At 53.9% G+C, this 14115-nt stretch carries 13 protein-coding genes; 1 reads left to right on the top strand and 12 read right to left on the bottom strand.

Translation table 11 applies throughout. The features are described from left to right. Window positions 1–100 precede the first annotated feature (100 nt). The gene (locus P349_RS15330) at window positions 101–694 is read left to right on the top strand and encodes a TetR family transcriptional regulator (RefSeq protein ID WP_032647404.1); all 594 of its coding nucleotides are present in this window, start codon (window positions 101–103) and stop codon (window positions 692–694) included. A 57-nt stretch (window positions 695–751) separates the two neighbouring features. Here the strand turns inward: P349_RS15330 and P349_RS15335 are convergent, their stop codons facing one another. From P349_RS15335 to P349_RS15390, 12 genes are all read right to left on the bottom strand, one after another. After that, window positions 752–2191, bottom strand: coding sequence for an anion permease (locus tag P349_RS15335; RefSeq protein WP_032647406.1), 1440 nt, complete (start codon window positions 2189–2191; stop codon window positions 752–754). Window positions 2192–2287: 96 nt separating this feature from the next. After that, entirely contained in the window at window positions 2288–4882 is a 2595-nt protein-coding gene (locus P349_RS15340; protein WP_032647407.1) for a bifunctional aconitate hydratase 2/2-methylisocitrate dehydratase, read from the bottom strand. Between the two features lie 17 nt (window positions 4883–4899). Further along, on the bottom strand, window positions 4900–5448 hold the full coding sequence (locus P349_RS15345) for an RBBP9/YdeN family alpha/beta hydrolase (protein WP_032647409.1): 549 nt from the start codon (window positions 5446–5448) through the stop codon (window positions 4900–4902). Window positions 5449–5475: 27 nt separating this feature from the next. Further along, the gene (gene citG / locus P349_RS15350; RefSeq protein WP_032647411.1) at window positions 5476–6351 is read right to left on the bottom strand and encodes a triphosphoribosyl-dephospho-CoA synthase CitG; all 876 of its coding nucleotides are present in this window, start codon (window positions 6349–6351) and stop codon (window positions 5476–5478) included. Further along, a complete protein-coding gene (gene citX, locus P349_RS15355) occupies window positions 6326–6865 on the bottom strand; it encodes a citrate lyase holo-[acyl-carrier protein] synthase (RefSeq protein WP_032647413.1) in 540 nt (179 codons plus the stop codon). The genes citG and citX overlap by 26 nt, the downstream gene beginning before the upstream one ends. Before the next feature lie 5 nt (window positions 6866–6870). Then, the gene (gene citF, locus P349_RS15360) at window positions 6871–8391 is read right to left on the bottom strand and encodes a citrate lyase subunit alpha (protein ID WP_032647415.1); all 1521 of its coding nucleotides are present in this window, start codon (window positions 8389–8391) and stop codon (window positions 6871–6873) included. A gap of 28 nt (window positions 8392–8419) precedes the next feature. Continuing rightward, window positions 8420–9295 carry a citrate (pro-3S)-lyase subunit beta gene (gene citE, locus P349_RS15365; protein ID WP_032647417.1) on the bottom strand — a complete coding sequence of 292 codons (876 nt, stop codon included), beginning with the start codon at window positions 9293–9295 and terminating at the stop codon, window positions 8420–8422. Then, a complete protein-coding gene (gene citD / locus P349_RS15370) occupies window positions 9295–9585 on the bottom strand; it encodes a citrate lyase acyl carrier protein (RefSeq protein WP_032647419.1) in 291 nt (96 codons plus the stop codon). Before citD ends, citE begins: the two co-directional genes overlap by 1 nt. A gap of 24 nt (window positions 9586–9609) precedes the next feature. After that, window positions 9610–10677, bottom strand: a complete 1068-nt coding sequence (gene citC / locus P349_RS15375; protein WP_032647421.1) for a [citrate (pro-3S)-lyase] ligase — start codon at window positions 10675–10677, stop codon at window positions 9610–9612. An 18-nt stretch (window positions 10678–10695) separates the two neighbouring features. After that, the gene (locus P349_RS15380) at window positions 10696–11559 is read right to left on the bottom strand and encodes a fumarylacetoacetate hydrolase family protein (RefSeq protein WP_032647422.1); all 864 of its coding nucleotides are present in this window, start codon (window positions 11557–11559) and stop codon (window positions 10696–10698) included. A 71-nt stretch (window positions 11560–11630) separates the two neighbouring features. Continuing rightward, complete coding sequence (locus P349_RS15385; protein ID WP_032647424.1) at window positions 11631–12875, bottom strand: MFS transporter; 1245 nt, start codon at window positions 12873–12875, stop codon at window positions 11631–11633. Window positions 12876–12948: 73 nt separating this feature from the next. After that, on the bottom strand, window positions 12949–14037 hold the full coding sequence (locus P349_RS15390; protein ID WP_032647426.1) for a 4-oxalomesaconate tautomerase: 1089 nt from the start codon (window positions 14035–14037) through the stop codon (window positions 12949–12951). Window positions 14038–14115 lie beyond the last annotated feature (78 nt).

The following is a 14115-nucleotide window of genomic DNA, read 5'->3' as shown; positions in this document are numbered from 1 at the left end:
TAAAACATGGACACATGTCCAGGATGCGATCCTACGTAAAGTTGAACGCATGTCCAGCTTTTTGTTACACTCGTTTCGTTCCCATTGAGAGTGAGTAAACATGCGATATCTGAGCAAGGATGAACGGCGGGAAGCCATCTTACAGGCCGCCATGCGCGTGGCGCTGGCAGAAGGACTGGCGGCAATGACGGTACGCCGCGTTGCGGCTGAAGCCGGAGTCGCCACCGGACAGGTGCATCATCACTTTACGTCCGGCGGGGAGCTAAAATCGCTGGCCTTCGTACGGTTGATTCGCGAGCTGCTGGATGCGGATGTCGCGGGTAAACAGGCCGGTTGGCGGGAGCAGCTTCATGCCATGCTCGGCAGCGATGACGGGAGGTTTGAGCCCTATATTCGCCTGTGGCGTGAAGCCCAGATCCTTGCCAGTCGTGATGCTGACATCAAGGGTGCCTATGTGATGACCATGGAGATGTGGCATCAGGAAACGGTGGCGCTAATCAAAGCAGGAACGAAGGCCGGGGCATTGCGTCCGGGCGATCGGGCAGAAAATATTGCCTGGCGCTTGATTGGTCTGGTGTGTGGTCTTGACGGGATGTATATCTTAAACATGCCCGAAATGGACGAGGCCGCGTTTAACAGGCATCTCGATACATTAATTACGCTCGAGTTGTTTACTACCCCGTCTGAGCCGTGATGTTGCCGGGTGGCGGCGACGCCTTACCCGGCCTGCGTTTCACCATCTCCTCATCCGTTAAGACTGCAGCATGCCGTGCTGCATCAGGAAGCCCCACCAGGGAATGCCGAGGAACATGTGGATTAAAAACGTGCACAACGCCACGAGCGTGCCGATAGTCCACCATGACCTGATGTCGTTGTACCCGGCGGCGAAGATAATCGGCCCCGCTGCGCCGCCATAATGCGTGATACAACCTCCATAGGAGTTGGAAAACAGAATGGCGAGAGCAAGCAGAACGGGTGCCGTTCCGGTAACCAGCCCCACGGTGGCAAAGACCGGCACCATCGCCGCAACGTACGCCCCACCTGAGGCAAAGAAATAGCGAACCAGCACGCTGAGAAACACGATAATAACGATGGTCATATTCCCCGCGCTGAGAAAATCGAGATGCGCTGACAGGAAATCCGCCAGCCAGCGGAAAAATCCCTCCTTGCTCAGGGTGGCGCTCAGACCGATGATGCCCCCGTACCACATCAGGGTATTCCAGCCGCCTTTGTTTTTCTGTACGTCGCTCCAGCCGATAATATTAAACAGCAGCGCCGCGCCCATTGCGATAATGGCGACGGCGGATTCATTGAGCCCAAGCTGACGAGAAAAGATCCAGCCCAATAAGGCAGCGATAAAAATAACGACCAGGCCCTTCTCTTTGAGGCTCATTGCCCCGAGACTTTGCAAGCCGTTGGTAGCAATAGCGACATTATCAATTTTTTTAATTTCCGGGGAGGCAACGCGATAGCAAATATAGGGAATGATACACAGCATCAATAACCCCAACGGTGCTCCCGCCAGCATCCAGCCTATCCAGCTAATATGAACATGGAAGATATCGGAAATTAGCTGTAGCGCTAACGCGTTTCCGGCAAAGCCCGTTAAAAACATATAGCTGGTCGTTTTAGTCACCATATAGACATTGACCATTAAATAACGGCCAGCCTTGCACGGGGTCTCTTTTGGCGTTGAGCCTAATACCGTCGCGATGCTGTTAATAATAGGGAAAACCACGCCACCTGCCCGCGCGGTATTTGAGGGTGTCGCCGGTGCCAGCACCAAATCCAGCAAGGCGGTCACATACCCCAGCCTCAGCGTCGTGCTGCCAAACTTGAGGATAAACCAGTAGGCAAGGCGTTTCCCCAGACCGGTAGTAACAAACGCCGCGCTAAGCGTAAAGGCGCTAAACACCAGCCAAGTCGTACCTGAGGCGTATCCGCTCAGGACATCCATTGATTTGACAGGAGAATCCGGGAATTTTGTTACGGTAAAACAGGTTAATGCCACCGCGACCAGCATAATGACGGGTTCGGGATACGGTTTAATGACCAGCCCAACGATAGCAGACAGATATATGCCTGCCAGTATCCACGCCTCTTTGGTTAATCCATCAGGCGGAGGAATAAATATTGATAGTAATATTATTACGGCAAGTAAGATTGTTTTTAAAACATTGGATTTAAGCATATCTCACCCATGAGAAAAGGGTCCCTGAATAGCAGAGGCCGCACCAGAAAGAGGCCTCCACCGATTAAATACATTTGCCAAATGAATAACTAAAAATCACACACTAACAATATCGATATTATCACTCTCTTTGAATTGATATGAGGTCAGGGTATCAAAACTGAGATAGCGATAGATATTTTCATGCGCATCGTGAAGTTTATCCGTATAGCTAAAATAGTCTTCCACGGTTGGCATTTTACCCAGTATGGCAGCGACGGTGCTTAATTCAGCTGAGGCAAGGAAGACTTTCGCATTTGTTCCCAGACGATGCGGGAAATTTCGAGTGGACGTCGATACTACGTTGCTCCCCTCACGCACCCTCGCCTGGTTCCCCATACACAGGGAACAGCCCGCAGGCTCGATTCTCGCCCCCGATTTAATAAACTGATTAAAATAGCCTTCGCGGGAGAGCTGTTGTGCATCCATTTTTGTCGGCGGTGCGAGCCACAAACGCGCCTGGTTTTCGCTGGCACCGGCCATGATTTTCCCCGCAGCGCGGAAATGACCGATGTTTGTCATGCAGGAGCCAATGAAGACCTCTTCAATAGGGGTGCTGGCAACCTCCGAAAGTAACCGGGCATCGTCCGGATCGTCCGGGGCACAGACCACCGGCTCGGTGATTTCATTGAGATCGATCTCAATGACTGCCGCATATTCCGCGTCAGGATCGGCGCAGAGCAGTGACGGGTTAGCCAGCCACGCCTCAATTTCAGCAATGCGGCGTTCAAGCGTGGCGGCATTCTCATACCCTTGCTTAACCATCCAGCGCAGCAAGGCCGCATTGGAACGCAGATATTGCGCGACATTCTCTTCCGCCAGGCGCATAACGCACGCGGCAGCGGAGCGTTCCGCGGAGGCGTCAGCCAGTTCAAACGCCTGCTCTGCGCTTAATGTTTCCAGGCCTTCAATTTCGAGGATCCGGCCCGAGAAAACGTTACGCTTATTCTTTTTCTCGACCGTCAACAGCCCCTGCTTTCTGGCGTAGAGCGGAATGGCATGCACCAGGTCGCGCAGGGTGATCCCTTTCTGCATCTCGCCCTTGAAGCGCACCAGCACCGACTCAGGCATATCCAGCGGCATGATGCCGGTTGCCGCGGCGAACGCCACCAGCCCGGAGCCGCCCGGGAAGGAGATCCCCAGCGGGAAGCGGGTATGGGAGTCGGCACCCGTGCCTACTGTATCCGGCAGCAGCATGCGGTTAAGCCACGAGTGGATAATGCCGTCACCCGGCTTGAGCGCCACCCCATTCCGGCGGGTGATAAACTGCGGCAGGGTTTCATGCAGTTGCACATCTACCGGCTTAGGGTAGGCAGAGGTGTGGCAGAAAGACTGCATCACCAGGTCGGCTGAAAACGTGAGGCAGGCCAGGTCGGTCAGCTCGTCGCGCGTCATCCCGCCGGTGGTATCCTGCGATCCCACGGTCGCGATCTTCGGCTCGCAATACTGCCCGGGGCGGATCCCCGCCACGCCGCAGGCTTTACCCACCATTTTCTGTGCCAGCGTAAAGCCGGTTTCGGATGGCGCAGGCAAAGCGGGCGTGCGGAATACCGCGGAAGGCCCAAGCTTCAGCGATTCCCGCGCTTTCGCAGTCAGGCTGCGTCCGATAATCAACGGGATCCGCCCGCCGGCGCGTACTTCGTCCAGCAGCACTTCGGTTTTAAGGGTAAAGGTCGTCACCAGCCGCTGGCTTTCTGTCTCACGAATTTCGCCCTTGTACGGGTAAAGATCGATCAGCATCCCGGTCGTCAGCGCGGAGACATCCATCTCTATTGGCAGCGCACCGGAATCTTCCAGCGTGTTGAAGAAAATGGGCGCGATTTTGCCGCCAAACACAAACCCGCCGTTACGTTTATTCGGCACGTACGGAATATCGTTCCCGATGTGCCAAAGGATGGAGTTGGTGGCGGATTTACGTGAGGATCCTGTCCCCACGACGTCACCGACGTACACCAGCGGCCAGCCCGACGCTTTGAGTTCTGCCAGCTGGTGCAAAGGGCCACGTACGCCGGGTTCATCAGGTGCTACCCCTTCCCTGACGTTACTGAGCATGGAGAGCGCGTGCAGCGGAATATCAGGACGTGACCACGCCTCCGGTGCCGGAGACAAATCGTCGGTATTGGTCTCACCGGGAACCTTAAACACCTTCAGGGTAATTTTTTCAGGCATGGCCGGGCGGCGCGTGAACCACTCGGCATTTGCCCAGGAGTGAAGCACCTCTTTTGCCCGGACGTTGCCGCTCTGCGCTTTGGTTTCCACCTGGCTGAATTTTTCAAAGATCAGGATGGTAGAAGAGAGCTGCTCAGCGGCCAGCGGTGCCAGGTTCGGATGGTCAAGGAGCTCAATCAGCGGCTGGACGTTATAGCCCCCCTGCATGGACCCCAGCAGCGTCGTAGCCGCTTCAGGAGAAAGCCCGTTAACACGGTATTCCTGCAATGCCACCTTGAATAAAAAATCGGCTTTTAGCTTTGCCGCAGGATCGACGCCCGGCGGGACGCAGTGGGTTAATAAATCGATTAATAGCGGATGATGCGCGGGCGCATCATTTATTAAACGATAAATAAGTGCATCGGTTTGTTCCGCTGTTAACGGTTTCGCCGGAATACCCGATTCAGCGCGCGCTTTCTGGTGCTGATGATAATCATCTAACATAGGTTCTCCTGTTAAAGCTAAAGTTGTTCACAAAATTCGGTTAATCGTTCGAGTCCGTAAGGCCATTCGCCAAAACCGGACTCAGAATTAATATGTCCGGCCTCACCGATATCGATGAGATGGCCGCGCCAGCACGTTGCCCAGTAGTGAGCGCGAGCAAAAGGCATCAGAGGATCGTTTCGGCTGGCAAATATCATGCAGGGGACGGGTAATGGCGTTGGCTGAATGGCCTCTTCGAGGCCGAAAAAAGCGGGTTCAGCCGGTGCGACCATCACCACCCCAGCGACGTTTACCCGCCGCGTTTGCAGCAGCCGACATGACGCCAGCGCGCCAAAGCTGTGGCCGACGAGGATGGCGGGCAGCGGACACATTGCCAGCTCGCGGGTAATGGCGGAGACCCAGTTTTCGATGTCGGGCTCAAACCAGTTTTTCTGCTGGATCCGTTTCCAGAAGGGAAAACGCCGACCCCAGCAGCTTTGCCAGTGATGTTCATCGCTATCTCTGAGACCCGGGATCAGAACAAGGGTATAACCCTTACTGAGCTGCTGCAGGCGTTGTTCAATCATGACGTTTTCCTGTTACGCTATTCGCGATTAGTCGGGTGGAAATTGCGACAATAACCAGCCAACGGAAATAAGATCGGCGCTACCGCCGGGGCTTAAATTGCGTTTGATAAATTCCGCGTCCATTCTGAGCAGCGCGATAACTAATTTATCCGCCGTGAGACGTTTTATTTTTAATAATCGCCTTGAATAACGTCTGGCATAATTCAGCCCTTCAATTCCGCCTCGGGAAACCAGATTGGTATCCGGATTCGCCGCCATCAAACCCAGCAGCATTCTCAAGAGCGCTACATCTTCGGATTCGCCCTGACCTGACGCGGTGCGCAGGTGCGGGAGACCCGCCTGGCGAACGGTGATAAAACCGCTGGCCGCTTCCCCTCTCGCCCCGGTAAACCCGTATGTCTGGAACTGCTGCTCGCCCTTCGTTCTGGCGATACCGGTCGTTTTCAACTCCTGTTCAACGATGCCGGTACAGATAATGCGGGTCTCGCGGCATAAGCTGCGCTGCGTAAGCGTTTCATCCCTTTGCGTCAGACGTCCCGCCGCGGTACACAGCAGCCCCAGAGAGAAGATCCCACCTTTATGGGTATTCACCCCGCCGGTGGCGTCAAACATCGCCTGCTCGCAGGCCAGACCGGTCGGTCTTATGGCCCGCAGCGTTTGCGGGCCAGTCAGATGAGCCGTCTCTCTGCCAACGTTAAAGAACGTCGAGAACCAGGGCGCAATCGCCGCGATACTCGTTATGAAAAGCGCAAAATCCATGTCGCGATGCGCCCCGCTGTTTACGCGATCCACCAGACCCGGCTTCGGGGTTAAGCGAATTTCCCGATACATGGCCTCGGTAGCCAGCTCAGCGAAGGTGCGCTGAACCTCTGGCGCATTACATCTGGCAAGCGAAGTAGTCATCGGTTAACGCCTCGATTACGCGCGTGAGTTCGGCCTGCGAATGACGGCGGGCACGAGAGCAGACATGAGCGGGTTCATGACAGATAAAGCATCGGCGCATCGGCTGCTGGATGGCGTTTCTTTTCAGCAGTCCCGTCTTCGGACAAAACACGTCGATGTCCCACAGGCGCCCCAGAGGATGGTTATCTTCCAGATGCGCCGTGACGTGCTTGATCATCCACGCCGGTGCCGACACCGACCAGAGCGCTTCTGGCCCCGTGACCGGCTGCAGGATCTGATGCCGACAGACCGTCCACTGATGTGTACGGAATACCTCGCCGAGGGCTTGATTCGCGACGGCCATCACCCGTCTGGTCAGGTCGGTATCCTTCACCTCCCCAGGCCAGACCAGCGTGACGGATACAACCGTATGTTCGGACTGAAACAGCCACGCCTGCTGGCGACGGGCTCGCTGTTCTCTGGCACTCAACACCTGTTCCAGAGTGACTTTCACGTTCGAGGCTTTATCCGTCATGAGGATTACTCCTTCACCTGGCGAACCACGTCTATCACGCTCCCGTCGCGGTAACGCACCACGCCGACGATCCGGTCAGTGAACTCGACAGGCTTGGGTTCACCCGAGATGAGCAGCGCCTTTTGATACAGAGCGTCGATGTCTACGACGGTCAGCCCGGCGTTAATCAGGCGTTCGCGAATTTCCGGGCGCGCCGGGTTCACGGCAATACCGTGATCGGTAACCAAAACGTCAATACTTTCGCCCGGCGTCACCAGAGTCGTGACCTGTCTGACAACGGTAGGAATGCGGCTGCGGATCAGCGGGGCAACCACAATGGTGAGATTTGCCGCCGCGGCGACGTCGCAGTGTCCGCCCGACGCACCGCGCATCACGCCGTCGGAGCCGGTCAGGACATTGACGTTGAACTGGGTATCCACCTCCAGCGCGCTGAGGATGACCACGTCCACCCTGTCGCAGCAGGCAGCTTTTGCAGCCGGGTTCGCATAGACGTTGGTGGAAATTTCCACGTGTTCGGGATTGACCACCATAGAGGCTGCCGCCGCGCCGTCAAAGCTTTGCGTATCGAGGATCTTCTCGATTAACCCTTTCTGATGCAGATCGACAATACTGCCGGTGATCCCACCGAGCGCAAAGCGGGCAACGATATTGTGTTTGCGCATCCGGGTTTCCATAAACCGTGTACAGGCGGTTGACGCCGCCCCTGAACCGGTCTGAATCGAAAAGCCGTTGCGGAAATAGCCGGAGTGTTCGATAACGTCGGCAGCAGAGCGGGCAATCATCAGCTCGCGCGGATTGCTGGTGACCCTGGCGGCACCTACGCTGATTTTTGCCGGGTCACCGACGCTCTCAATCTGCACCACATAGTCAACCTGATCCTGAATAATACTGGCCGGCAGGTTGGGGAACGGCTTCAGGGTTTCGGTAAGCAAAACCACCTTTCTGGCATATTTTGCGTCGACCATCGCATAGCCGAGAGAGCCGCACTGCGATGTGCCGCCGTTGCCGCTGGCATTGCCATATTCGTCGCTGCACGAGACCGCCAGAAACGCGGCATCAATGGCGATTTCGCCCTTCTGAATCAAATTTACCCGCCCGCCGTGGGAGTGGATTTGTACCGGCTCGTCCATCAGCCCGTGCGAAATCGCATCTGCCAGTTCGCCACGCATCCCGGAGGTGTAGATTTTGCCGATCACGCCATTGCGTATGTGATCTATAAGCGGCGTATTGCAGGACATTAATGAGCTGGACGCGAGCGTGATGCCTTTCAGGCCGCGCTGAGCCAGTTTGTCCATTACGTAATTGATGACCTTATCCCCTTCGCGGAAGGCGTGATGGAAAGACACGGTCATGCCGTCATGCAGATCGCAGCGGGCCAGCACCTCGTCCACGCTGGCAAACAGTTTGCGCTGTGACTTTTGCTGGCTGTCAGCAAGATAAGGCGTCGTCGCGTTAGCGCCGCTGAAGGCGACGTATTCACGGCGAGAGCCAGGAATGTGATGCAGGGTTTCAGTTAGATTTTTCATTGTTCATCCTGTCGCTTGCAATAGGGGATTACTGACGAATGCCGGAGGCATTTTTGCGTTCGATCACCACGCGGGCATGGTTGATGATTGGCGCATCGATCATTTTGCCGTTCAGCGAAATCACCCCCAGTCCGTTGCGTTCCCCCTCCTCGGCGGCGGCAATCACGCGCTCGGCGTAGTCCACTTCTTCCTGCGTTGGCGCGTAGGCGTTATGAAGAATTTCAATTTGGCGCGGATTAATCAGCGATTTTCCGTTGAAGCCCATCCGGCGGATGAGATCCACTTCTTTCAGGAAACCGGCCTCATCATTCACATCGGCGTATACCACGTCGAAGGCGTCAATACCGGCCCCGCGCGCGGCATGTAATACGGCACACCGGGCATAGAAGAGCTCTGTCCCGTCGCCCCGCTCGGTTTGCATATCCATCACGTAGTCAAAGGCGGCCAGCGCAATACCAATTAAGCGGTCGGAGGATTTCGCAATGGCGACAGCGTTAATCACGCCCACGGCAGATTCTATCGCCGCCATTAATTTGGTTGAGCCAACGGGACGTCCACAGGTTTCTTCGATGCGGACGATTTCACGTTCGAGCTGATGAATATCTTCCGGGGAGTCGGTCTTGGGTAAACGAATGACATCGACACCCGCCCTGACGGCGGCTTCGAGATCTTTTAATCCAAAAGGCGTATTTAAAGGATTAATTCTGACAACGGTTTCAATATCGTTGTACATAGGATGTTGCAGGGCATGAAATACCAGAAGGCGGGCGCTGTCTTTTTCTTTTAACGCGACGGCATCTTCCAGATCAAACATAATGGAGTCGGGTTTATAGATAAATGCCGTCGAAAGCATGGCGGCACTTGAACCGGGAATAAATAACATACTGCGGCGTAACTTTTTCATTATAACGTTTCCCATGTGATGTCTTCCCGGGCCATTCCTCTGAGCAGAGCAGCCTGCACGCGGGCGCGGATCACGCAATCCAGCGCGCCTTTATCATCAACGACGATCAGCCCCTGCTCGATGTTGAACGAAGCCAGGGTTTCATTGACAACCTCTGTAATACGTTCGCCAAATTGCTTATACACTTCGCTCTGGATGACCACATCCAGCCCGCTCTCGACGGGACTCACCTTCACCATCAGGTCGCTGGACTCCAGCGTCCCCGCCATTGCGGCTTGCACAATTTTCATATCAATTTTCCTGTGATCATGCGGTTAAACCGCTGCCGACATCGGTTCGGATAAACAAGGCTGATGCTGTACCTCTTTATTCAGAAACGCGCGCGTGGTGGCCGGCACCATACGGCTGGCGGCAGAGATTTTGTTTTCATTCAATAAACGACGAACGGCTGAAGCCGACACCGGAACATTATTGCCATCCGTTTTTCTTTCTATTTCGTGCACACTAATACGGGCCGCCGTACTCGTTTCATCTTCCAGCCAGCGATGCATCGCCCGGTTATACTCTGCGGTTAACGGGCAAAACGGTTCGGTACCGACAAAACGATGGTTAATATTCAGCGCGGGGGCGATGTAATTTCTGAAAAGCATGAGATCAATGGCAGCGTAGGCTTTATCAATAACCTGCTTATCCTTCAGGAAATAGCCCGGGAATGTGCCGCGGGAAATAATATACGCAGACCCCGGATGAATCGTGACATTAGGGAGATGCTGCGATCCGTTCCTGACCATCGCAAACCGTTCTTTAAACGAAAAAGCGGAGACATCTTCCTGAACAACGAAAACATGCAGCCAGTCGCACTGGCGTGCCGCATGCTCGATCAGATATTGATGGCCCAGGGTGAATGGATTGGCGTTCATCACGATCGCGCCATTGTTTTTCCCCGGCACGAAATGATGGCGACGCAGCTGGCTGCAGTAACGATGAATACCGACCGGCGTATTCTCCATTAATGCCGCACAATTCTCGACTGTCACCAGCGGGTAAAACCCGCATCCGCGAAACGACTTTACGTTATCCGGGCAGGTAAAAAGAAAGAGCTGATGTTCGCCGTTTTGTGCCGCCAGAAGCTCGGCCTCATGAATTAACGTCAGGCTTAACGACGTACCCCGCCACCCGGCATCCACGGCAATGCACTTTAGCGTGTTACCCGCAATACCGGTGCAGGCGACAAGCTGACGCCGATCGCGCGCAACGATAAATTGCTCGATATCGTTATCAATGCCTAAACCGTTGCGGGCCAGGAAACGGGCTACCTCCTCTCTGGCCTTCGCGTTACCGGCGTTAATGACCTCAAATTCTGGCGTGGTGGCGGTGTACATCGTCTCTCTCCTGAGCGTTTAGACGGTCAATTCTTGCTGCTGGGGTTGCGCTTCCACGATGGTGTTCATCAGGCGGCCAATGTTTTCGATTTCAACTTCCACGCGATCGCCATCGCGCATAAACAGAGGCGGATTACGTTTTTTCCCGACGCCACCGGGCGAGCCGGTGATAATGACGTCCCCGGCGCTGAGGGAGGTGAACGTGCTGATATAGGCGATGAGATCCGCGACTTTGTGGATCATGCTGCCGGTGGAATCATTCTGAACCAGCATGCCGTTCAGCCAGGTGTGGATGGTCAACGCGTGAGGATCGGGGATCTCATCCGCCGTGGTCATATAGGGGCCGAAGGCGCCGGTCTGCTTCCAGTTTTTACCGGCGGTGAACCAGGCGTGCTGCCAGTCGCGGACGGAGCCATCCATATAGCAGCTGTATCCCGCGACATGGCTGAGTGCTTCTTTAACGTCAATGCCGCTGCCAGACTTGCCGATGATGACAGCCAGCTCACCTTCGTAATCAAATTCACTTGAGAGAACCGGTTTCATGACTGGCCGCGCGTGGCCCGTTTGCGAGTCTGGAAAACGAATAAAGAGCGTCGGCGCATTATTCGTCTCAGCAAACTCTTTTCGTTTTTCAGCGTAATTCATTCCCACGCAGAAAATTTTTCCAGGCTCTTCTATAACGGGCAGGAAGGTAATGTCTTCAGGCATAATATCCACAGGGTAATCGTGATATTGTCTGGCAACCTCGACCGCATCCCATTGAAGGAGATCTTTCAATGTCGCATATTGATGGCCGATTTTATTACCCAAATCGATAATGCCGTGTTGCGTATAAATCCCGTAGCTTTTGCGGCCCTGATGAATATAACTTGCTAATTTCATAATGATACCTGATTGATATTCGTACTCATTTTGTGTTCACACCCCAGGGCGTGAACACATGGTCATGCTATTTATTCTGCTGACTGCGCTGGAACCAGTACCTGCTTATTACCGGATGCCAGATACGTAGCCACGACTACGCCAACGCCGAGTAATGCCAGAATAAATCCGGTCATTCCCTGCCAGCCCATTGAATGGAAGACAAAACCGTTGATAAAACCAATCACCGAACCGCCCATGTAGTAGAAGAATAAATAGAGCGCGACGGCCTGGCCTCTTGCGTGCGTGGCATTTTTACTGACCCAGCTTAAACCGATAGAATGGCAGCCGAAGAAACAGCCGGTAAAAATCACAGCACCAACAATAAAGGTGACGACATTCGACGTCAGCGTCAGCAGCATCCCTAAGGCCATTACCAGGAACAGCACGCGCAAGACTTTCATTGCGCCATATTTCGCCGATAAACGACCAGCCTGCGGCGCCGTAAAGAAACTCAGGGCGAAGCTAAAGGAAAGAAGACCCGCGTTTGCCGGTGAAATATGGAACGGCTCGCCTTTCAGGAAGAAGGCCAGATAGTTATACAGTGATGTGAATGCGCCGAAAATAATGAAGCTGATGACAAACGCCAGCGCCAGATTTTTGTTTTTGAAATGCGATGCCGCCCCTTTCACCATACGCATAACGTTAAGGTTCTGCGTAGGCGTAAAGTTTTTCGATTCCGGCAGCAGGAACTTCACCAGAATGGCAACTGCAATCAAACTGACCGCAAACCCGTAAAAGATCACATTGATTGAAACGTGGTCGATCAGCTGGCTAGCCACAATACGCCCGGACATGCCGCCCATTGAGTTACCGAAAACAAAGTATCCCGTCACGATGCCTGCCGCCACCGGTGCGACCTCTTCGCTGATATAGGCCGTTGCTGCCGCAGCGATGCCGCTCAGTGCCAGACCAATCACCGCACGCAGCGCCACCAGCATTGCCCAGGATTGAACCAGCGGGCAGAGCAGCGTCAGAATGCCGCCCAACAGGAGAGAGACAATAATTAACCGCTTCCTGCCATAGTGATCGGATAATGTTCCGGTAAACAGCAGTCCAATTGCCAGCAATGCCGTTTCTGCGGATAAGATAATACTCACCTGGCTGACCGGGACATTATATTCCACAGCAAGCATCGGCAGCAGTGGTTGGATAAAAAACAACGAAGCCAGTTCCGCAAGCCCGGATAAAGCCAGGGCCAGAATCACGCGAATATTTGCGCTTGCTTTTGCCGGATCGGGTGCTTTCAGGGTATTGTTAGCATGCGTTAACGCCATAATAACCTCAGTATTATAGTTAAGGTACAGAATGTATTATTTAAGATGGTTAATTTTTTATTTGAGACTTTATTCAATCAACTTCAGAAAGCATTTTTTCAGGTACACAAACAACACCTTCAAATAACTTTCGTGAAGTTCTAATAACCGCTGCACGGGTATTTTCGATATTGTCATCCTCTCTTAGCAATGACACCGATATTTTTCCACTTGGGTGTTCAATATCGATAATGTTGGTAAAACGTTCCTTTGGACGATCGGCAACAATTTTCGCGGCGACGGAGCCTTCAATAAGCGTCGCGGTCGAAATACCAATCGAGCCGGTAATCGCCAGTGATTTATGGCAGGTATGCGGCATGAAATAACGCACCTGAAGCGTTCCGCCGTTACGCGCCCGGCTAAGAAGAACCGGTTTAGGGATCACTTTGTTGGATACATCCCCTAAGCCCATCGCCTCGCCAGCCTGACGGCGCAGGTTCTCCAGCCTTTCCTTAAACGCCCTATCGCCATCTAATTCTGCAGGTGACTCCCCACCTGTTTTGCCCAGCGCCGACGCGTCAATCAAAACCATCGGCATCGCCATATCAATACAGGTGACTTCAATACCGTCGAACACGTTTGTCACGCTACCGGTCGGCAGCAGTTTTCCCGTTTTGGAACCCGCAGAATTCAGGAAGGTTAAGCCTATCGGTGCCGCTGTACCTGGGACACCGTCGATTTGAGTTTCGCCTTCATAAACGACGCGATACTCAGGCGTTTGTACTTCGGCATCGACCAGCGTTCCGGTGTTCAGATTGCGGATACGCACCGTCGTCACCGGGCTTTGTGCCTTGACCAGCCCCTTTTCAATGGCAAAGGGGCCCACGGCACAGAGCATATTGCCGCAGTTCGGCGTGGTATCAACGCTACGTTCGTTCACCATCACTTGTGCGAACAGATAATCCACATCCGCGTCCGGACTGTCGGACGGACTGACGATCGCCACCTTACTGGTTTGCGGACTTCCCCCGCCAATACCGTCAATTTCGAGTTCATGCCCAGCGCCCATCAGGCTGAGTAAAACTGCATCACGCGCTTCGGTTTCCGCTGGCAGGTCGCTGGCCAGAATGACCGGGCCTTTTGAGGTACCGCCACGCATTAATACGCAAGGGATCTTTAACATGTCTTTTTCTCATTTCGCGTTTATCAGGAACGCAATTAGGTTTTCACACTCCTGTTGATAACTCTAATGTCGAAAAAA

The sequence above is a fragment of the Enterobacter sp. DC4 genome (assembly GCF_000568095.1).
Taxonomy (GTDB): Bacteria; Pseudomonadota; Gammaproteobacteria; order Enterobacterales; family Enterobacteriaceae; genus Enterobacter; species Enterobacter pseudoroggenkampii.
This window is presented reverse-complemented; position numbering and strand designations above follow the sequence as displayed.